Origin of the sequence: Polaromonas sp. AET17H-212 (assembly GCF_002379085.1) — a bacterium.
GTDB lineage: Bacteria > Pseudomonadota > Gammaproteobacteria > Burkholderiales > Burkholderiaceae_C > Polaromonas.
Map to the genome: position 1 here is coordinate 90,753 of NZ_NBZW01000005.1, position 21,409 is coordinate 112,161.

General features: G+C 63.7%; 15 protein-coding genes. 3 read left to right on the forward strand and 12 right to left on the reverse strand.

Annotated features, from left to right (window positions below):
• Positions 1-76: 76 nt before the first annotated feature.
• The 5 genes from B7G53_RS06625 to aceE form a co-directional block, all read right to left on the reverse strand.
• Positions 77-1,465: an NAD(P)-binding protein gene (locus tag B7G53_RS06625; protein WP_096665390.1), complete on the reverse strand. Its 1,389-nt coding sequence runs from the start codon at positions 1,463-1,465 to the stop codon at positions 77-79.
• 325 nt (positions 1,466-1,790) lie between these two features.
• Positions 1,791-3,626, reverse strand: a complete 1,836-nt coding sequence (lpdA, locus tag B7G53_RS06630) for a dihydrolipoyl dehydrogenase (RefSeq protein WP_096665393.1) — start codon at positions 3,624-3,626, stop codon at positions 1,791-1,793.
• Positions 3,627-3,646: 20 nt separating this feature from the next.
• Positions 3,647-4,231, reverse strand: coding sequence for an MFS transporter (locus B7G53_RS06635; RefSeq protein ID WP_096665396.1), 585 nt, complete (start codon positions 4,229-4,231; stop codon positions 3,647-3,649).
• On the reverse strand, positions 4,228-5,916 hold the full coding sequence (gene aceF / locus B7G53_RS06640) for a dihydrolipoyllysine-residue acetyltransferase (RefSeq protein ID WP_096665399.1): 1,689 nt from the start codon (positions 5,914-5,916) through the stop codon (positions 4,228-4,230). The genes B7G53_RS06635 and aceF overlap by 4 nt, the downstream gene beginning before the upstream one ends.
• Positions 5,917-5,959: 43 nt before the next feature.
• Positions 5,960-8,737 (reverse strand): pyruvate dehydrogenase (acetyl-transferring), homodimeric type, encoded by a 2,778-nt coding sequence (gene aceE, locus B7G53_RS06645; RefSeq protein ID WP_096665402.1) that lies wholly within the window; start codon positions 8,735-8,737, stop codon positions 5,960-5,962.
• 282 nt (positions 8,738-9,019) lie between these two features.
• Between aceE and B7G53_RS06650 the strand changes: the two genes are divergently transcribed.
• The 3 genes from B7G53_RS06650 to folD all read left to right on the forward strand — a co-directional run bounded on the left by B7G53_RS06650 (position 9,020) and on the right by folD (position 13,180).
• Entirely contained in the window at positions 9,020-11,584 is a 2,565-nt protein-coding gene (locus B7G53_RS06650) for a PAS domain S-box protein (RefSeq protein WP_096665405.1), read from the forward strand.
• A 34-nt stretch (positions 11,585-11,618) separates the two neighbouring features.
• A complete protein-coding gene (locus tag B7G53_RS06655; protein WP_096665408.1) occupies positions 11,619-12,248 on the forward strand; it encodes a response regulator transcription factor in 630 nt (209 codons plus the stop codon).
• Between the two features lie 86 nt (positions 12,249-12,334).
• Positions 12,335-13,180 carry a bifunctional methylenetetrahydrofolate dehydrogenase/methenyltetrahydrofolate cyclohydrolase FolD gene (folD, locus tag B7G53_RS06660; RefSeq protein WP_096665410.1) on the forward strand — a complete coding sequence of 282 codons (846 nt, stop codon included), beginning with the start codon at positions 12,335-12,337 and terminating at the stop codon, positions 13,178-13,180.
• Positions 13,181-13,196: 16 nt separating this feature from the next.
• On the opposite strand, the gene B7G53_RS06665 is transcribed toward folD, so the two are convergent.
• The 7 genes from B7G53_RS06665 to lpxB form a co-directional block, all read right to left on the reverse strand.
• On the reverse strand, positions 13,197-13,643 hold the full coding sequence (locus B7G53_RS06665) for a DUF4149 domain-containing protein (protein WP_096665413.1): 447 nt from the start codon (positions 13,641-13,643) through the stop codon (positions 13,197-13,199).
• A gap of 8 nt (positions 13,644-13,651) precedes the next feature.
• Positions 13,652-14,128, reverse strand: a complete 477-nt coding sequence (gene greA, locus B7G53_RS06670; protein WP_096665416.1) for a transcription elongation factor GreA — start codon at positions 14,126-14,128, stop codon at positions 13,652-13,654.
• Between the two features lie 119 nt (positions 14,129-14,247).
• Positions 14,248-17,478 (reverse strand): carbamoyl-phosphate synthase large subunit, encoded by a 3,231-nt coding sequence (gene carB, locus B7G53_RS06675; RefSeq protein WP_096665419.1) that lies wholly within the window; start codon positions 17,476-17,478, stop codon positions 14,248-14,250.
• Complete coding sequence (gene carA, locus B7G53_RS06680; RefSeq protein ID WP_096665422.1) at positions 17,478-18,653, reverse strand: glutamine-hydrolyzing carbamoyl-phosphate synthase small subunit; 1,176 nt, start codon at positions 18,651-18,653, stop codon at positions 17,478-17,480. Before carA ends, carB begins: the two co-directional genes overlap by 1 nt.
• Before the next feature lie 206 nt (positions 18,654-18,859).
• Entirely contained in the window at positions 18,860-19,648 is a 789-nt protein-coding gene (locus B7G53_RS06685) for a TrmH family RNA methyltransferase (RefSeq protein WP_096665424.1), read from the reverse strand.
• A complete protein-coding gene (gene rnhB, locus B7G53_RS06690) occupies positions 19,645-20,262 on the reverse strand; it encodes a ribonuclease HII (protein ID WP_096665427.1) in 618 nt (205 codons plus the stop codon). The genes B7G53_RS06685 and rnhB overlap by 4 nt, the downstream gene beginning before the upstream one ends.
• Complete coding sequence (gene lpxB, locus B7G53_RS06695) at positions 20,234-21,364, reverse strand: lipid-A-disaccharide synthase (RefSeq protein WP_141396306.1); 1,131 nt, start codon at positions 21,362-21,364, stop codon at positions 20,234-20,236. The genes rnhB and lpxB overlap by 29 nt, the downstream gene beginning before the upstream one ends.
• Positions 21,365-21,409 lie beyond the last annotated feature (45 nt).

Below are 21,409 nucleotides of genomic sequence, written 5' to 3' on the forward strand. Positions count from 1 at the left end.
AGTGACCAGCGGGTTTGCCCCCGAAACATAACGCGCCTGACTGCGGGCAGATCCCTGCGCGACGCGGACAGTCAGTTCAGTCAGTCCGCCCCGTGGGTCGAACCAAACTCACCAGATTGCCAGCGGCCGCGGCCCCACAACGCTTGATGCGGTCTCGTGCCTCGATCACTGACGGGTGGTCGCCGTACCGTCCGATCTCTCCCAATGGATTGAGGCGCGACCCCTTCGCCCAGGCCGCAAGCGCAGGGTGCGCGGCACGCGCTCGTTCATTGGCCATGTTCGCCAGAAAAGCAGTGAGGTAGTCCTTGTTCGCATCCCAGTAGGAAATCGGAGGAAACAATCTGTTTTTCTCTTCGTCTGAGCCAAGCATGGCCTCGGCAGCACCCAGCATCGCAAACTGGAAGCAGGCGAAACCCCAGATGAACGGCTGAACCGTGATCCGGCCAGGCTCAAAGATCGGACGCAGCGCAGGCCGGGCCAGGCCTCTGGCAGCGCAGTGAATGTGCAGCGTTCGCGTTGTGGTCGGCACCTGGCCTTGGTCCAGCGTGATCATGTCGGAGCCGATCTCGCGTACATGACCCAGGCGCACCACATTCTTGATCCGGCGCAACAGGTCAAGCTCGGATTCGCTGATGACAGCACCGCGGCACATGCTCGGCGCCACCTCGGGGTCGATGCGCAGGAAAAAACCCTGCGCCTCCAGACGGCGGTACAGGTCGGGGATGGATTCAGCCTGTGCCATCTCTTCAAGCTGGATGGCGATGCCGCGATAGAGGTCTGGCAGCAAGGTGTGCGGCTGGTAAAACCGGCGATTGAGCCACCACCCTTCGCGCGGTTTGACCCAGCGAATGGCATCGGGCGCAACGCCTTGTTCAAGCAGCCAGACGCAGGTGTCGACAGCTGTTTTTCCAGCGCCGATGACGACAAAGTCTTCTGGTTTCTGATCGATGCACGCGATCGCGCCTGCCGGAACGCAGCGCACACCGTCTGCCACTTCAAAGGGGGGCGGACTGGTCGCGGGGATGCTGCCTTCCAGGTAGGTCGTGTCAATCGTCTTGCGCTTGACGCGCACGTCCCAGGTTTCCTTGGTGAGCCTGGAGCCAAAACCCTGCTGACCCAGATGGTCGCAGTTGGGGAAATACCGGACGCGACCGCTGGAAAGAAAGCGGTGCTTCATTACCCCCCCGAAATACGATCGGATGTCGTCGGCACTGGCAAGTTCGTAATACCCTGCGTTCAGGCCGGTGTCATCGATGGCATCCTGACCCATCGGGGTAGAGTCCACGCCATAAAAAGCCGAGGGCTGATGGAGGCGCACATAGGGGTAGGCATCGATCCAGTGCCCGCCGGGTGCGTGGCGCCGGTCCACCATGGTGACGGTGGCGTCGGTATGGGTTAACAGGGCGTCGGTGATGGCCATGCCGGCAGCACCCGCGCCGATCACCAGATAGTCGGTTTCAATCATGCTTTTACTTCCTCTTTGGTTGGTGGTAACAAGCCATCAAGGAAGCCGGCGCATTAACGCGTGCTGAGTCACGCTGGGTGGGTGGCGCTGGGACCTTTTTTGGGTCTAAAGTACACGGCACGCAATGCCGTGTCAAGGACTGCGGAACCACCAAGCTCCCTGCGGGACGCCATCCGCTGGGTTCCCAGGGGCTTGCGCTTGAGCGAAGTTCAAACAGGGACTCGACGCGGGTCTTGGAAAAATATAATCCCGAACCCCAATCCGGATATTGGTCGGCAGCTACTAAACTTATAGCAACCTGGTGCTCACCCAGCGCCCTTGGAGCCTACTTGCGCGCCGGCGGCAAGTCGGTACAGCTGCCGTGCGCCACTTCCGCCGCCATGCCCATGCTTTCGCCCAGCGTCGGGTGCGGGTGAATCGTCTTGCCGATGTCCACCGCATCCGCACCCATTTCGATCGCCAGTGCAATCTCGCCGATCATGTCGCCGGCGTGCGTGCCGACGATGCCGCCACCGAGAATCTTGCCGTGGCCATGCGCCTCGGGGGAGTCATCAAACAGCAGCTTGGTGAAACCTTCGTCGCGGCCATTCGCAATGGCGCGCCCGGAGGCGTTCCACGGGAACAGCCCTTTCTTGACCTTGATGCCTTGCGCTTTCGCCTGGTCTTCAGTCAGGCCGACCCAGGCAATTTCGGGGTCGGTGTAGGCCACGCTGGGAATCACGCGGGCATTGAAGGCGGCGCTGGCCAGATCCTTGTTGCCCTGCAGCTCGCCGGCAATCACTTCGGCGGCCACATGCGCTTCATGCACGGCCTTGTGGGCCAGCATGGGCTGGCCGACGATGTCGCCGATGGCGAAAATGTGCGGCACGTTGGTGCGCATCTGGATGTCGACCGGGATGAAGCCGCGGTCGCTCACACTGACACCGGCCTTGTCGGCCGCAATTTTTTTGCCGTTCGGTGTGCGGCCCACGGCCTGCAGCACCAGGTCGTAGGTTTGCGGCTTTGGCGCGCCCTCGCCTTCAAACGTCACCTCGATGCCCTGGGCCGTTGCCTTGGCGCCGACGGTTTTGGTCTTGAGCATGATGTTGTCGAAACGCGGCGCGTTCATTTTCTGCCAGACCTTGACGAGGTCGCGGTCCGCGCCCTGCATCAGGCCGTCCAGCATTTCCACCACGTCCAGGCGCGCGCCCAGCGTGGAATAGACCGTGCCCATCTCCAGCCCGATGATGCCGCCGCCGAGGATCAGCATGCGTTTGGGAACTTCTTTCAGCGCCAGGGCGCCGGTTGAATCGACCACGCGCGGGTCTTCCGGCATGAAAGGCAGGCGTACCGCCTGCGAGCCGGCCGCGATGATGCAGTTCTTGAAGGCAATGGTCTGCTTCTTGCCTGTTTTTTCCTGTGCGCCACCGGCGGTTTCTTCCACCTCCACATGGTTGGCGCCAACGAAGGCGCCATAGCCGCGCACCACGGTGACCTTGCGCATTTTGGCCATCGCGCTGAGCCCCCCCGTCAGCTTGCCGACGACTTTTTCCTTGTGGGTACGCAGCTTGGCAATGTCGAGCACCGGCTCACCGAAGCTCACGCCCAGGCTGTCGAAATGTTTGACTTCGTCCATCACCGCCGCCACATGCAGCAGCGCCTTGGACGGGATGCAGCCGACATTCAGGCAGACGCCGCCCAGGGTGGCGTAACGCTCGACGAGGATGACTTTCAGGCCGAGGTCGGCGGCGCGAAAAGCCGCCGAATAACCGCCGGGGCCGGCGCCGAGCACCAGCAGGTCGCAGTCCAGGTCGGCCTGGCCGAAAAAACTGGCGGCGGCTGGTGCGGCGACGGGTGCCGGCGCTGCTACCTTTTCAGGAGCTGCCGGCGCAGATACAGCGGGGGCTGGCGCCTGTTTTTTCTCTGAAACGGGGGCGGCGGCGCCTTCGGCGTCCAGCGTCAGCACGACCGTGCCCTGTTTGACCTTGTCGCCCAGCTTGACCTTGAGTTCCTTGACCACGCCGGCATGGCTGGACGGAATTTCCATCGAGGCCTTGTCGCTTTCCACGGTCAGCAGGCTCTGGTCGGCCGCGATGGTGTCGCCGGGCTTGACCAGCAGTTCGATCACGGTGACCTCGTCGAAGTCCCCGATGTCGGGAACGGTAATGTCTATCAATGCCATGTCTCTTGTCTCCGCTTGATTTACTTTTTCAGCTTGACGGTGAACAGTTCCACCGAGCCGCCGGAGTTCTTGTCAAACTCGCAGCCCGCGTGCACGCCGGCCAGGGCCACTTCGCGCGCCGTTTTCGCCTTGCCCCAGGTGGCATGCATGGCCCCCAGTGCAAAGCTGCGCCCCGAGCCGATGGCCCAGAACTCCTTGAATTCAAAAACCTCACGGTAGCTGTAAAGCCCGTAAATGCCGGTGGCGTTGGCAATCAGCGCGCTGAACTGGCTGGACTCGTAGGGGTCGTTGTCGTCTTCCTTGGTCTGCAGGAAAAAGGTGTCTTTCAGCACGGGATGCAGCTTGTTGAAGGTGTCGAACACCTCGTCCTTGCTGCCCAGCCGGAGCTGGTCCTTGGGCAGTGCCGCCATGGCCTTGCGCAGCACCGGAAAATGCGCCGCCGTGCCGGCCATGCCGACGTAGCTGCCGCCGGCCGGTGTCTCGACCTTGAAGATCTTCTCGTTGGCCTCGAAGCGGCTGCTCAGGCGCGTATCGCCGAAGGTGATCAGCGCGTCGGTGGCGATCACGGCCTGCCCGGCTCTACGGACGGCGACCAGAGTGGTCACAAAAGAACCCGACGGAAGTCACCCAGGATCTGGCCCAGGTAGGCATTGAAGCGCGCGGCCGAGGCGCCATCGATGACGCGGTGGTCATACGACAGCGACAGCGGCAGCGTCAGGCGCGGCACGAACTCTTCCTTGTCGGCGTTCCACACCGGTGTCATCGCGCTCCTGGACAGGCCCAGGATGGCGACTTCTGGCGCGTTGATGATGGGCGTGAAGTGGGTGCCACCTATGCCGCCCAGCGAAGAAATCGAAAAGCAGCCACCGGTCATTTCGGCCGGCGACAGCTTGCCGTCGCGCGCCTTCTTGGCCAGCTCGCCCATTTCCTGGCTGATCTGCAGAATGCCTTTTTTGTCGGCATCACGCAGCACAGGCACCATCAGCCCGTTGGGCGTGTCGGCCGCAAAACCGATGTGGAAATACTGCTTGTAGACCAGCGCATCGCCGTCCAGGCTGGTATTGAACTCTGGAAACTTCTTGAGCGCAGCCACCACGGCCTTGATGACAAAAGCCAGCATGGTGACCTTGACGCCGCTTTTTTCGTTGTCCTTGTTGGTCGCCACGCGGAAGGCTTCGAGCTCGGTGATATCGACCTCGTCGTTGTTCGTGACGTGGGGAATCATCACCCAGTTGCGGTGCAGGTTGGCGCCGCTGATCTTCTTGATGCGGGACATGTCCTTGCGCTCGACCGGGCCGAACTTGGTGAAGTCCACCTTGGGCCAGGGCAGCAGGTCCAGGCCGGCGCCGCCGCCGGACGAGGCCGGGGCTTTGGCGGCCTGCGCCTGGGTGCGTGCTTCGCCGGCCATCACCGCCTTGGTGAAGCCCTGCACGTCGTCCAGCGTGATGCGGCCTTTGGGGCCGCTGCCCTTGACCTCCGCCAGGGGAACGCCGAGTTCGCGCGCGAACTTGCGCACCGACGGCGAGGCATGCGGCAGGTTGCCCGTGGGTGCGGACGGTTCGTGCGCCGGCAAGGCGGCCGGCTGCACAGCGGCTGGCGCCGGCGCGCTGGCCTGGCTGGCAGCGGGCGCGGCAGCGGCGGCGGGTGCCGCTGCCGGAGCCGGAGCGGATGCAGGTGCCGCAGCAGAGGCCGGTGCCGAAGTGCCTTCCAGGATCGCGAGCAGGTCGCCAATGTTGATCTTGTCGCCGAGCTTGACCTTGAGTTCCCGGACCACGCCCGACACCGACGACGGAATCTCCATCGAGGCCTTGTCGGACTCCACGGTCACCAGCGACTGTTCGGCCTTCACCGTGTCGCCGACCTTGACCAGCACCTCGATGACGGCCACGTCCTTGAAGTCACCGATGTCCGGCACACGAACCTCGACCGGGCCGGCGGCAGCCGCGGGCGCGGCCGAAGATGCTACTGAAACAGTAGCTGCCGGCGCAGCTGCGGCGGGGGCTGGCGCCTGTTTTTGTTCTGAAACAGGAGCCGTAGCGGGCGTGGCAGCGCCCTCGCCGTCGAGCGCCAGCACGACCGAGCCCTGCTTGACCTTGTCGCCCAGCTTGACCCTGACTTCCTTGACCACGCCGGCCTGGCTCGAGGGAATTTCCATCGAGGCCTTGTCCGATTCGACCGTGATCAGCGACTGCTCCGCCTTGACGGTGTCACCTGGCTTGACCAGCAGCTCGATGACCGTTACCTCGTCAAAGTCCCCGATGTCGGGAACCTGTATGTCTACCAATGCCATGTTCTTGTCTCCAGTTCGTCCGTGTTTTTTCTGCGCGTGGTGATCAGGCGTAAAGCGGGTTGACCTTGTCGGCATGGATGCCGTATTTCTTGATCGCCTCGGCGACCTTGGCCACCGGCACGGTGCCTTCTTCGCTGAGCGCCTTCAGCGCGGCCACCACGATGTAGTGGCGGTTGATCTCGAAGTGCTCGCGCAGCTTGCTGCGGAAGTCGCTGCGGCCGAAGCCGTCGGTGCCCAGCACCTTGTAGGTGCGGCCCCGCGGAATGAAGGAACGGATCTGCTCGGCATAGGCTTTCATGTAGTCGGTCGAGGCGACCACCGGTCCCGTGTGCTTCTCGAGCTGCTGGCCCACGAAGGGAACACGCGGCGTGTCCAGCGGGTGCAGCAGGTTCCAGCGCTCGGCATCCTGGCCGTCCCGCGTGAGTTCGTTGAAGCTCGGGCAGCTCCAGACGTTGGCGGCGACGCCCCAGTCTTTTTCCAGCAGTTCCTGGGCGGCGACGGACTCGCGCAGGATGGTGCCGGAGCCGAGCAGTTGCACGCGCGGCGCCGTCCCGGCCTGGCCCTTCGCCAGCCCCTGGCCGCCTTCCTTGAGCAGGTACATGCCCTTGACGATCTGCGCCTCGGTGCCGGGTGTCAGGCCCGGCATCGCGTAGTTCTCGTTGAGCAGCGTGATGTAGTAGAAAACGTTTTCCTGGCGCTCGACCATGCGCTTGAGGCCGTCCTGCATGATCACCGCCACCTCATGGGCATAGGTCGGGTCGTAGCTGACGCAGTTGGGAATGGTGCCGGCCAGGATGTGGCTGTGGCCGTCCTCGTGCTGCAGGCCTTCGCCGTTGAGCGTGGTACGCCCGGAGGTGCCGCCCAGCAGGAAACCACGCGCCTGCATGTCGCCGGCCGCCCAGGCCAGGTCGCCGACGCGCTGGAAGCCGAACATCGAGTAGTACACGTAGAACGGGATCATGATCCGGTTGTTCGTGCTGTAGGAGGTGGCCGCCGCGATCCAGCTGCTCATGCCGCCGGCCTCGTTGATGCCTTCCTGCAGGATCTGGCCCTTTTTGTCTTCCTTGTAGTACATCACCTGGTCTTTGTCGACCGGGGTGTATTTCTGGCCTGCCGGGTTGTAGATGCCGATCTGGCGGAACAACCCTTCCATGCCGAAGGTGCGGGCCTCGTCCACCAGGATGGGCACCACGCGCGCACCCAGCGCCTGGTCACGCAGCAACTGCGTCAGGAAGCGCACATAGGCCTGGGTGGTGGAGATTTCGCGGCCTTCCGGCGTCGGCTCGATCACCGACTTGAAGGACTCCAGGGACGGCGCCGTGAAGCTCTCGTCGGCCTTGGTCCGGCGGTGCGGCAGGTAGCCCCCGAGGGCCTTGCGGCGCTCGTGCAAGTATTTCATTTCAGGCGTGTCGTCGGCCGGCTTGTAGAACGGCACTTCCGGCAGCTGGCTGTCAGGAATCGGGATGTTGAAGCGGTCACGGAAGGCCTTGATGTCCTCGTCGGACAGTTTCTTGGTCTGGTGGACGTTGTTCTTGCCTTCGCCGATCTTGCCCATGCCAAAACCCTTGACGGTCTTGATCAGCAGCACGGTCGGCTGGCCGGTGTGGTTGACCGCCTTGTGAAACGCCGCATAGACTTTTTTCGAGTCGTGGCCGCCGCGGCGCAGGTCGAAGATTTCCTCATCGGTCATCTTGGAGACCATCTCCAGCGTCTCGGGGTTCTGGCCGAAGAAATGCTTGCGCACATAGGCACCGTCGTTGGCTTTCATGGCCTGGTAGTCGCCGTCGGGCGTGTCCATCATGACCTTGCGCAGCGCACCGTTCTTGTCGCGCGCCAGCAGCGGGTCCCAGTTGCTGCCCCAGACCAGCTTGATCACGTTCCAGCCCGAACCGCGGAACTCGCCCTCGAGTTCCTGGATGATCTTGCCGTTGCCGCGCACCGGGCCGTCCAGGCGCTGCAAATTGCAGTTGATGACGAAGATCAGGTTGTCGAGGTTCTCGCGGGCCGCCAGGCTGATCGCGCCCAGCGACTCCACCTCGTCCATCTCGCCGTCGCCGCAGAACACCCAGACCTTGCGGTTCTCGGTGTTGGCAATGCCGCGCGCGTGCAGGTACTTGAGGAAACGCGCCTGGTAAATCGCCATCAGCGGACCCAGGCCCATGGAGACCGTGGGGAACTGCCAGAACTGGGGCATCAGCTTGGGGTGCGGATAGCTCGACAGGCCCTTGCCATCGACCTCCTGGCGGAAGTTCAGCAGTTGCTCTTCGCTGAGCCGCCCTTCGAGGTAGGCGCGGGCATACACACCGGGCGACACATGGCCCTGGATGTAGAGGCAGTCGCCGCCGTGCTCCTTGCCGGGTTCGGCGCTTTCCGCGTGCCAGAAATGGTTGAAGCCGGCGCCAAACAGGCTGGCCAGCGAAGCAAACGAACCGATGTGGCCGCCGAGGTCACCACCGTCGGCCGGGTGCAGGCGGTTGGCCTTGACGACCATGGCCATGGCATTCCAGCGCATGTAGGCGCGCAGGCGCTGCTCGATCAGCAGGTTGCCGGGAGAAGGTACCTCGTCGCTGGGTTCGATGGTGTTGACATAACCGGTGGTGGCGGAGAACGGCGTGTCGATGCCCTCCTGGCGCGCCTGCTCCAGCAACTGCTCCAGCAGGAAGTGGGCACGTGCGCGGCCCTCGTCGTTGCTGGGGCTGTTGGCAATGACGGCACGCAACGCATCAATCCACTCGCGGGTCTCCTGGGCGTCCGTGTCCTGGACCTCGTTGGCGGCCTTGCCCAATGTGTCGGCACGTGCCTGTTCCGGATTTGCAGCCATGGTCTTGTCTCCTGCTGATCGCTAGATTCCTAGCTGTTGATTTGGTGACGTCAACATCACGTTAACGCAATTTGGATTCCAGGCTCCAGTTTCCCACAATTTTTCCAGTTTTTCAAATGGTGCTTTTTACTTTCACATCATGAAACTTCAATCGTCCGTGAACTATCCGGATCAGGCTGGCCCGACAGATGCGTCGCCGGCGCCCGCCAGCGCCGGCACTGCGGTCATGCGCAAGGCGGCACATGGCCACGGAGGGAAGTCCCGTAAACTCGACATCCCGCCATGACTCAGCCCACACCTTCCACCTTTGACGCCCCTGAGGGCAGCGCGCCGCTGGCGCGCTGGCGGCGCTGGTGGCGCAAACAATCGCCGACCCGCCAGGACCGCTTCGTCACCCTCGGCCCCCTGCTGGCGGTGATGCTTTTCCTGGCCGCGGTGATTGCCGCGTTTGCCTACCTGCGCATCGAGGAAATCGACCGCGAGCAGCAGGCCGTCAAGCGTGATGTGGAGTACGCCCAGCAGAGGCTGCGCCTGCGCCTGCTGGAGCGCCAGGAGCAGCTGATGCGGCTGGGCCGCGATGTGTCCAACAAGGACGTGGACAGCGAGGAGTTCATTGCGCAGGCCGAATCCCTGGTCAACCAGTACCCCGAACTGCTGGCCGTGACCTGGATAGATGCGCGCCGCCGGGTCCGCTCTGCCTATGTCTCGCCGAGCGCGAATTCGTCGCAGCAGCAGGCGACCGGCGAACAGCTCAAGCGCGGGGAAACGGAAAGCACCTTCGGCCTGGCGCGCGATTTGCGGCAACCGGTCTATTCGCGCCCGCTGACCGTGAAGGACGACCCCAGCTACAACGCCCCCAGCCTGCAACTGCAGGTGCCGCTCGACGACCAGGGCAAATTCGATGGCGTCATCATGGGCGAATATTCCATCGACGGCCTGCTGCGCTTTGGCGTGCCCAATGAAGTGACCGCCAAATACGCGGTGGCCCTGCTCGACGACCAGGGCAAGGTGCTGGCCGGCAACCTGCCGCCCCCCAGAAACACGGCGGCCAAGCTGCTGCCGATGTCCGACGAGGCGCAGGAGTATGAGATTCCGGTGTCGCCGGTCGGCAACGGCCTGCTGCTCAAGGCCCAGGGTTACCGGGCCTCGCTGGGCGTGGTCGGCAGCGGCTTCTTCTGGCTCGTCAGCGCCCTGAGCGCGCTGACCGTCTGGATGCTGCTGGGCACCTGGCGCCACACGCGCCGGCGCGTGCAGGCGCAGGAAGCCCTGATCTCGGAGACCAACTTCCGCCGCGCCATGGAGAACTCCATGCTGACCGGCATGCGGGCGCTGGACCTGCAGGGCCGCATCACCTATGTCAACCCGGCGTTTTGCCAGATGACCGGCTGGAGCGAGGGCGAACTCGTGGGCCGCACCGCGCCCTTCCCCTACTGGCCCGACCAGGACCGCGAGATGCTCGCAGCCCGGCTCGACGACGAGTTGCACGGCCGCTCCACACCCGGCGGTTTTGAAGTGCGGGTCAAGCGCAAGAGCGGCGAGATTTTCGACGGCCGCATGTATGTTTCGCCGCTGATCGACCCGCGCGGCCAGCAGACCGGCTGGATGACCTCGATGACCGACATCACCGAGCCCAAGCGCATCCGCGAGGAACTGTCCGCCTCGTACGAACGTTTCACCACGGTGCTCGAAGGACTGGACGCGGCGGTGTCGGTGGCGCCGCTGGGCAGCGAGGAGCTGCTCTTTGCCAACAAGCTTTACCGCGCCTGGTTCGGCGGTGACGTCGCCGGCCACATGAGCCTGATTGCCCAGGCCGGCGTGCCGACCGTGACGCCCACGGACGACACGCTCGACGCGGTCGACGGCATGGCCGGTTTCCCGACCGACACCCTGACCACGGCGCAGACGGAGAACGCCGAGATTTTTGTGCCCGAACTCGGCAAATGGCTGGAGGTGCGCTCACGCTACCTGACCTGGGTGGACGGTCGCCTTGCACAGATGGTGATTGCCACCGACATCACGCCGCGCCGCCATGCCGAAGAGCAGGCCGCGCTGCAGGCCGAGCGGGCCCAGGCAGCCAGCCGCCTGATCACCATGGGCGAGATGGCGTCGAGCGTGGCGCACGAACTGAACCAGCCGCTGACCGCCATCAACAACTACTGCAACGGCATGGTCTCGCGCATCAAGGGCCAGCAGATCAGCAACGAGGACCTGCTGGTCGCGCTGGAAAAAACCGCCAGGCAGGCGCACCGGGCCGGGCAGATCATCCAGCGCATACGCTCCTTCGTCAAACGCAGCGAACCGAACCGCACCTCGGCCGACGTGGCCACCATGGTCAGCAATGCCATGGAGCTGGCCGACATCGAACTGCGCCGCCACAACGTGCGACTGAGCCACTACATCGCCGCGCGCCTGCCGTCCGTGATGGTGGACCCCATCCTGATCGAGCAGGTGCTGATCAACCTGATGAAAAACGGTGCCGAGTCGATCGCGCAGGCGCAGCGTCCCACCGCGCGGCGCAGTGTGGAGCTGCGCGTGGTGCCCAAAACCATCGCCGAGCAGAACGTGATCGAGTTTTCGGTGATGGATTCGGGCAAGGGCCTGTCGCCTGAAGTGATGGGCCGTCTCTACGAAGCCTTCTACTCGACCAAGGCCGAAGGCATGGGCATCGGCCTGAAGCTGTGCCGGAGCATCGTGGAGTCGCACCAGGGAAGAATGCAGGCCGAGAACCTCTACAATGGGGACGAGGTGGTTGGGTGCCGGTTTACCTTCTGGATCCCCGTGACACCCCTGCTGTCGTCAGCTCCGGCTGCCGCAGAAGCGCCCGCCGCCCCGACTGGCATTTCCTGACAGGGTTCTGAAACCGTTTACGCAAAGGTTTGGCATGAGCTTGATTCCGAAAAAAGGTACCGTCTATGTCGTCGATGACGACGAGGGCGTGCGCGACTCGCTCCAGTGGCTGCTCGAAGGCAAGGACTACCGCGTTCGCTGTTACGACTCTGCCGAAACCTTTCTGAGCCGCTACGACCCGCGCGAGGTCGCGTGCCTGATCGTCGACATCCGCATGGGCGGCATGACTGGCCTGGAGCTGCAGGACCGCTTGGTCGAACGCAAGTCGCCCCTGCCCATCGTTTTCATCACCGGCCACGGCGACGTGCCGATGGCGGTGGACACCATGAAAAAAGGCGCGATGGATTTCATCCAGAAGCCTTTCCAGGAAGAGGCCCTGGTGAGCCTGGTTGAACGCATGCTGGACCAGGCCAAGGAAGCCTTCAGCGAACACCAGCAGTCCGCCAGCCGCGACGCCCTGCTGGCCAAGCTCACCTCGCGCGAGGCGCAGGTGTTAGAGCGCATCGTCGCCGGCCGCCTGAACAAGCAGATCGCCGACGACTTGGGCATCAGCATCAAGACGGTGGAGGCGCACCGCGCCAACATCATGGAAAAGCTCAACGCCAATACCGTGGCCGACCTGCTGAAAATTGCCCTGGGCTCCAGCGCCCCCAAGGTCGCCTGACCACCCCTCTTTCACTCCTTTTTTTATAGCTGAAGGCGCCCGTGGTTCAAGGACTGGCGGGCGTTTTTACTTGAAGACCAGAAACCATGACCGCTCACATCATTGATGGCATCGCCCTGTCCAAACAACTGCGCGCCGACGTCGCAAAACGGGCCGCCGCCCTGCGCTCGCGCGGCGTCGTCCCGGGCCTGGCCGTGGTGCTGGTCGGCGAGAACCCGGCCAGCCAGGTGTATGTGCGCAACAAGGTCAAGGCCTGCGAGGACAGCGGCCTGCATTCGGTGCTGGAGCGCTACCCGGCGACCTTGAGCGAAGCCGAGCTGCTGGCGCGCGTGGATGCGCTGAACCGCGATCCGGCCATCCACGGCATCCTGGTCCAGCTTCCCCTGCCCGCCCACATCGATGCGCACAAGGTGATCGAGGCGATTTCGCCGGCCAAGGACGTTGATGGTTTCCACGTCGCCAGCGCCGGCGCCCTGATGGTCGGCCAGCCGGGTTTCTGGCCCTGCACGCCCTACGGCTGCATGAAGATGCTCGAGAGCATCGGCTACGACCTGAAGGGCAAACATGCGGTGGTGATAGGCCGCAGCAACATCGTCGGCAAACCGATGGCGCTGATGCTGTTGCAGAAAAATGCCACGGTGACGGTCTGCCACAGCGGCACGCAAAACCTCAAGGCCCTGACGCTTCAGGCCGACGTGGTGGTCGCGGCCGTGGGCAAGCGCAATGTGCTGACGGCCGACATGGTCAAACCCGGTGCGGTGGTGATCGACGTGGGCATGAACCGCAATGACGAAGGCAAGCTCTGCGGCGATGTGGATTTCGACGGCGTGAAGGAAGTCGCCGGCTGGATCACACCAGTGCCCGGCGGTGTCGGCCCCATGACCATCACCATGCTGCTGGTCAATACCCTCGAGGCGGCAGAGCGCGGCTAAGACTGCAGCCGACGCTTCAGCCTGGAGTGGCGTCGCTCTCTCTGGGCACGCGGCTCAGGCACCACAGCGTCCAGCCGGCAGCCAGCCATTGGGCCAGGTACATCGCGCTGCCCAGGCCGTGCCAGAGCCGGAGGTCACCGCCACTGGCACGCGCGTTGACGATGTTCGGCGCCACGCCGAACTCCACCAGCACCGCCAGCAGCAGACCGGCCACTATGAATTTCATAGCTGCTCGCGCAGAAGGGGAAAGGGCTGGAGCCTCTTTTTTATTCAAGGCCAGCAGCAGGAGCATGGCGCAGGCCACGCTGAGCCAGGTCTGGGCGGTGAACAGTTTCGCGGCCATGGCGCCGGCCGCGGCGGGGCTGGGCAGGTGGACGAACAACATCGGCACCACGACAAAACCCAGACCGCTCAGGCTGCCCCACCAGAGGGCGGCCAAGACGATGCTCAAGCGTGGCTTCATGGGCCAGGCTAGATGTACATCACCGCGATGATTTCGTAGCGCCGGATGCCGCCCGGTGCCTGCACCTCGGCGGTATCGCCTTCGTCCTTGCCGATCAGCGCACGCGCAATCGGCGAGCTGATGTTGACCAGGCCCAGTTTGATGTCGGCCTCGTCCTCGCCAACGATCTGGTAGGTCACCTTGTCGCCGGAATCCTCGTCCTGCAGTTCGATGGTGGAACCAAACACCACCTTGCCGCCGGCGTCGACTTCCGATGGGTCGATGATCTGCGCGGCCGACAGCTTGCCTTCGATTTCCTGGATGCGGCCTTCAATGAAGCCCTGGCGGTCCTTGGCGGCGTCGTACTCGGCGTTTTCGCTGAGGTCACCCTGGGCCCGGGCTTCGGAAATCGAGTTGATCACCCAAGGGCGATCCACGGTCTTGAGCTGGTGCAGTTCAGCCTTGAGCTTTTCCGCGCCTTTTTTTGTAATCGGAATGGTTGCCATGGTTTGAGTCCTCCAAAAGCGAAACCGCCACCAGTCACCTGGCGGCGGCGTCAAAAAATAATTGTCCTGGTGCCAGTTTAATGCAAATGCGCCGGCACCGGCTCGGTACTTGCCCCGATTCAGGCGAGCTGCGCGTGCAGCTCCTGAACCGAATAAACCGTCAGGTTGTCCAGGTATTTCATGCCCTCCACCGCCGCTTCGGCGCCGGCGATGGTGGTGTAGGTGGTGACCCGGGCCAGCAGCGCCGAGGTGCGGATCTGCCGCGAGTCGGCAATCGCGTTGCGGCGTTCTTCCACGGTGTTGATGACCAGCGCAATCTCGTTGTTCTTGATCATGTCCACCACGTGCGGCCGGCCTTCAGTGACCTTGTTGACCACGCCGCAGGGGATGCCGGCCGCGTTGATGGCCGCGGCCGTGCCCTTGGTGGCGACAATCTCGAACTTCAGCGCCGCCAACGCACGCGCCACTTCCACGGCGCGCGGCTTGTCGTTGTTCTTGACCGTCAGGAACACCTTGCCGGAGGTCGGCAGCTTGGTGCCGGCACCGAGCTGCGACTTCACAAAGGCCTCGCCGAATGTTTTGCCGACGCCCATCACCTCGCCGGTGGACTTCATCTCGGGGCCGAGAATGGTGTCCACGCCGGGGAACTTGACGAAGGGAAACACCGCTTCCTTGACGCTGAAATACGGTGGCGTGACTTCCTTGCTGATCCCTTGCGAGGCCAGCGTCTGGCCGACCATGCAGCGCGCCGCAACCTTGGCCAGCTGGATGCCGGTGGCCTTGCTGACAAAAGGCACGGTGCGCGAGGCGCGCGGGTTCACTTCCAGGACGTAGATCACGTCCTGTCCATCGACATGCTGGATGGCGAACTGCACGTTCATGAGGCCGACCACGTTCAGGGCCTGGGCCATGGCCGCAGTCTGGCGCTTGATCTCGGTCACCGTCTGGTCGCTCAGCGAATACGGCGGCAGGGAACAGGCCGAGTCGCCGCTGTGCACGCCGGCCTGCTCGATGTGTTCCATCACGCCGCCAATGAAGGTCACACCTTCGGAATCGCGGATGCAGTCGACGTCGCATTCGATCGCGTCGTTGAGGAAACGGTCCAGCAGCACCGGCGAGTCATGGCTGACCTTGACGGCTTCGCGCATGTAACGCTCGAGGTCGCGCTGCTCATGCACGATTTCCATCGCGCGGCCACCGAGCACGTAGCTCGGGCGCACCACCAGCGGGTAGCCGAGCGCCGCAGCCTTTTCAAGGGCTTCCGGCTCGGTGCGGGCCGTGGCATTGGGCGGCTGGCGCAGTTTCAGCTCATGCAGCAGCTTCTGGAAACGTTCGCGGTCTTCGGCCGCGTCAATCATGTCGGGCGAGGTGCCGATGATGGGCACGCCGTTTTTCTCCAGGTCCAGCGCCAGCTTCAAAGGCGTCTGGCCGCCGTACTGGACGATCACGCCCAGCGGTTTTTCCTTGTCGACAATTTCCAGCACGTCTTCCAGCGTCAGCGGCTCGAAATACAGGCGGTCGCTGGTGTCGTAGTCGGTCGAGACGGTCTCGGGGTTGCAGTTGACCATGATGGTCTCGTAACCGTCTTCGCGCATGGCGAGCGCCGCATGCACACAGCAGTAGTCAAACTCGATGCCCTGGCCAATGCGGTTCGGCCCGCCGCCCAGCACCATGATTTTCTTGTTGTCGGTCGGCTCGGCTTCGCACTCGCTGCCCTCGCCTTCGTAGGTCGAGTACATGTAGGCGGTGTTGGTCGCAAACTCGGCGGCGCAGGTGTCCACCCGTTTGTAGACCGGGCGCACACCCAGTTCCAGCCGTTTCTCGCGGATGGCGGTGTCGGTGGTCTTGAGCTGTTTGGCCAGGCGCCGGTCGGAAAAGCCCTTCTGCTTGAGTGCGCGCAGCGTTGGCTCGTCAATCTGGTCCAGCGAGGTGGTCTCCAGTTCGAGTTCGATCTTGACGATCTGCTCGATCTGCACCAGAAACCACGGGTCGATCTTGGTCAGCGCAAACACTTCGTCGACGCTCATGCCCATGGCAAACGCATCGCCGACGTACCAGATGCGGTCGGGACCGGGCGCGCCGAGTTCTTTCTCGAGCACCTCGCGGTCCTGGGTTTTTTCGTTCATGCCGTCCACGCCGACTTCCAGGCCGCGCAGGGCTTTCTGGAAGGATTCCTGGAAGGTCCGGCCCATGGCCATGACTTCGCCGACCGACTTCATCTGCGTGGTCAGACGGCTGTCGGCCTGCGGGAATTTCTCGAAGGCAAAACGCGGGATCTTGGTCACCACGTAGTCGATGCTGGGCTCGAAACTCGCGGGGGTGGCACCACCGGTGATTTCGTTGCGCAGCTCGTCCAGCGTGTAGCCGATGGCCAGCTTGGCAGCGACCTTGGCGATCGGGAAACCCGTGGCCTTGGAGGCCAGGGCCGAGGAGCGCGACACGCGCGGGTTCATTTCGATCACCACCATGCGGCCGTCAACCGGGTTGATCGAAAACTGCACGTTGGAGCCGCCGGTGTCGACACCGATCTCGCGCAGCACGGCCAGACTCGCATTGCGCAGGATCTGGTATTCCTTGTCGGTCAGGGTCTGGGCGGGCGCCACGGTGATCGAGTCGCCGGTGTGCACACCCATGGGATCCAGGTTTTCAATCGAGCAGACGATGATGCAGTTGTCCGCCTTGTCGCGCACCACTTCCATCTCGTACTCTTTCCAGCCGAGCAGCGACTCCTCGATCAGCAGCTCGTTGGTCGGCGAGGCTTCCAGGCCGCGCTTGCAGATGACCTCGAACTCTTCCGAGTTGTAGGCGATGCCGCCACCGGTGCCGCCCAGGGTGAAGCTGGGGCGGATGACCGTTGGAAAGCCCAGCGTCTTCTGCACCGTCCAGGCTTCGTCCATGCTGTGCGCGATGCCCGAGCGCGCCGAGCCCAGGCCGATCTTGGTCATCGCGTCCTTGAACTTCAGGCGGTCTTCGGCCTTGTCGATCGCCTCGGGCGTGGCGCCTATGAGTTCAACCTTGTACTTGTCGAGCACGCCGTTGTGCCAGAGGTCGAGTGCGCAGTTGAGCGCGGTCTGCCCGCCCATGGTCGGCAGGATGGCATCGGGGCGCTCCTTGGCGATGATCTTCTCGACCGTCTGCCAGGTGATGGGCTCGATGTAGGTGACGTCGGCCGTGGCCGGGTCGGTCATGATGGTTGCGGGGTTGCTGTTGATCAGGATGACCTTGTAACCCTCTTCACGCAGCGCCTTGCAGGCCTGCACGCCGGAGTAGTCGAACTCGCAGGCCTGGCCGATGATGATGGGGCCGGCGCCGATGATGAGGACGCTTTTGATGTCTGTACGTTTTGGCATTATTTATTCCCTCCATGCTGTTCCATGAGGGCGGTGAAACGGTCAAACAAATACGAAATGTCGTGCGGGCCCGGCGAGGCTTCCGGGTGACCCTGGAAGCAGAAGGCCGGCTTGTCGGTGCGGACCAAGCCCTGCAAGGTGCCGTCGAACAGGCTGATGTGCGTCGGGCGCAGGTTGGCCGGCAAGGTCTTTTCGTCGACCGCAAAACCGTGGTTCTGGCTGGTGATGCTGACGCGGCCGTTGTCCAGGTCTTTCACCGGATGGTTGGCACCGTGGTGGCCGAACTTCATCTTGAACGTCTTCGCACCGCTGGCCAGGGCCATGATCTGGTGGCCCAGGCAGATGCCGAAGGTCGGGATGCCGGTCTCGATCAGTTCGCGCACGGCGGCAATCGCGTAGTCGCAGGGTTCCGGATCACCCGGTCCGTTGGCCAGGAAGATGCCGTCCGGTTTGAGCTTGAGCACGTCGGCGGCGGGCGTCTGCGCCGGCACCACCGTGATGCGTGCACCGCGCTCGGCCATCATGCGCAGGATGTTTTTCTTCACACCGAAATCGAAGGCGACGACGTGGAATTTCGGCGTGATCTGCACGCCGTACCCCGAGCCCAGCTTCCACTCGGTCTGGGTCCACTCGTAGGACTGTTTGCAGCTGACCACCCTGGCCAGGTCGAGGCCGGCCATGTCGGGTGCGCTGCGGGCCGCGAGAACCACTTGTTCAATGTGTTCAGGCGACACCTCCTCGCCCGCAGGCAAGGCCAGAATGCAGCCGTTTTGTGCGCCCTGGGTGCGCAGCATGCGTGTCAGCTGGCGCGTGTCGATGTTGGCAATCGCCACCGTGCCTTCCCGGACCAGGTACTCGGACAGGGTCATGGTGCTGCGGAAGTTCGACGCGATCAGCGGCAAGTCCTTGATGATCAGTCCGGCGGCATGGACTTTTTGCGCCTCCACGTCTTCGGCATTGATGCCGTAATTGCCGATATGGGGGTACGTGAGGGTGACGATCTGCTGGCAGTAGCTGGGGTCCGTGAGGATTTCCTGGTAGCCGGTCATGGAGGTGTTGAACACCACCTCACCGACTGTGGAGCCCACCGCTCCGATGGAATTGCCGATAAAGACCGTGCCGTCTGCGAGCGCCAGAATGGCGTGAGGGGTATTTCCCTGTAGAGACAAAAGCACTGGGTTCTCCGGGTTGGTTACGGTTCGCCCAAGCGTGCACAAGAAACGTCTCTGTCAAGACTCTTGCGGGCTGCTTTTGTGAGGGTGTTGGCTTTGTGTGCGCTTGGGCGAAGCTGTGTTTTGAAAAGCCCCTGATTATAGCTTGAGGAGGACAGGGACTTATGCATGAAAGGCATGCATTCCTGCCCAGAACGGGGTTACCCGGGCTATCCGGCCGCCGCCAGCGAGCTCGCGTACAGGCAAATGGCCGCGGCAGCCGCCACATTGAGCGACTCCTCGCCGCCCGGCTGGGCGATGCGCACCTTCAGGCTGGACCGGGCCATCAGGTCGTCGCCAACGCCCTGCCCTTCGTGTCCCATGGCCCAGGCACAGGGCATGGGCAGGGTTTGCTGGTGCAGGAAAGCGCCGTGGTGCGAACTGGTCACGATGATGGGAACGCGCAAGCCGTCCAGTGCCTGCGGCTCCACCCCTTCGAGCAGTTGAAGCCCGAAATGGGCGCCCATGCCGGCCCGCAGCACCTTGGGGGACCACAGCGCCGCCGTGCCCTTGAGTGCAATCACCTGGCTGAAACCAAACGCCGACGCACTGCGCAGCATGGAGCCGACATTGCCGGCATCCTGCACCCGGTCCAGAATCAGCGAAGGCGCCCCCGGCAACAGGGCCGCTGGCGCCGGCAGATCGATCACAAAACCCATCCGGGCCGGCGACTCCAGCCCGCTGATCTCGGGCAGCAAGGCATCGGCGATCACTATTGTTTTGATAGCTGCCCGCGCCCATTCGGCGGGGGCCAGCGGCCAGAAAGACTCTGAAAACACGGCGATTGCCGGGGTCAGCCCGCGCAGCAGCGCGGCGCGGCACAGGTGGTCACCCTCCAGCCAGACCCGTCCCTGCTTGCGGTAGGCCGTGCTGTCCTGCGAGAGCCGGCGCAAATCCTTGACCAGGGCGTTGTCACGCGAGGTGACGAACACGGGCGCCGCCGGCGCAGGCGTGCTCACCGCAGGACCTCGGCCACGGGGCTGAACGACCGGCGGTGTTGCGGGCAGGCGCCGTGCTCGCGCAGTGCAGCCAGGTGTTCGGCCGTGCCGTAGCCCTTGTGGCCGGCAAAACCGTACTGCGGGTATTCGAGATGGAACTGCTCGCACCAGCGGTCCCGGTGCACCTTGGCCAGGATGGACGCAGCGGAGATGGCCGGCACCAGCGCGTCACCCTTGACGATGGCTTCGGCCAGCATGCTGAGCACCGGCAGCCGGTTGCCGTCGACCTGCACCTTCACGGGTTTCAGGCGCAGGCCCTCGACCGCGCGTTTCATCGCCAGCATGGTGGCCTGCAGGATGTTGAGCCTGTCGATCTCCTCGACACTGGCCTCGGCAATCGAACAGCACAGGGCTTTCGCGAGGATTTCCTCGTAAAGCTGCTCCCGGCGCCGCGCCGTCAGCACCTTGGAGTCGGCCAGACCCTTGATCGGCTGGAGGTCGTCCAGGATCACCGCCGCCGCCACCACCGGGCCGGCCAGCGGCCCGCGGCCGGCCTCGTCCACGCCAGCCCACAGTCCGGGCGTGTCCCAAGACAGGGTGACCTGCTCAGCCTTCAAGAATGTTCTGGATCGCATCGGTGGCCAGTTGGGCGGTATCTCGCTGCAGTTCGTGGTGCAGCTGGGTGAATCGTTGTTCGACGGCGGCTATTTTTTCGGGTGCGGAGATTTTCGCATCCATCCATTGCAGCACCGCATCGGCCAGCGCCTGCGGCGTGGCGGCGTCCTGCAGCAGTTCAGGCACCACAAAATCGCGACACAGGATGTTGGGCAGGCCCACCCAGGGCTGCAGCTTCTTGCGGCGCATGATCTGCCAGGACAGCCAGTTCATGTTGTAGGCAATCACCATGGGACGCTTGAACAGCGCCGCCTCCAGCGTCGCGGTGCCGCTGGCGATCAGCGTGACATCGCAGGCCGCCAACACCGTGTGCGACTGTCCGGCGACGATTTTCACCTGCGCCCCCACACCCGCGTCTTGCGCCGCCTGCTCGATCTGCTGGCGCAAGGCGGGCACCGCAGGAACTACTATTTTAATAGCAGGCTGCGCCCTCTGTACAAGGGCTGCAGCCCGAAAGAACCTGTTGGCGAGGTACTGGATTTCGGAGCGGCGGCTGCCCGGCAACACGGCCAGCACCAGATCGCCCGGTGCCAGGCCCAGCTGTTGCCGGGCCGCCGCCTTGTCCGCCTGCATCGGGATCATGCCGGCCAGCGGGTGGCCCACGTAGGTGGCGGCAATGCCGTGTTGCGCAAGCAAGGCCGGCTCGAAGGGAAAAATGCACAGCACGTGGTCGACACTGCGGCGGATTTTTTCGACGCGGTCGGCGCGCCAGGCCCAGACCGAGGGGCTGATGAAATGAACCGTGCGTATGCCGGCGGCCTTGAGGTCGGCCTCGAGGTCGAGGTTGAAGTCGGGTGCATCGACGCCGATGAACACATCGGGCCGCACCTGCAGCAGCCGTTCCTTGAGCTGCTTGCGGATGCCGACGATTTCGCGGTAATGCCGCAGTACCTCGACATAACCGCGCACCGCCAGTTTTTCACTGGGCCACCAGGGCGAAAAGCCGCGGCCCGCCATCTGCGGCCCGCCGATGCCAACCGCCGTCAGCCCGGGCCAGCGTGCGCGAAAACCATCGAGCAGCAAACCGGCCAGCAGGTCCCCCGAGGTTTCGCCGGCGACCATGGCCAGACGGGGAGCGTTTGCCGCCAAGGACCCAGCCGCCTCTGT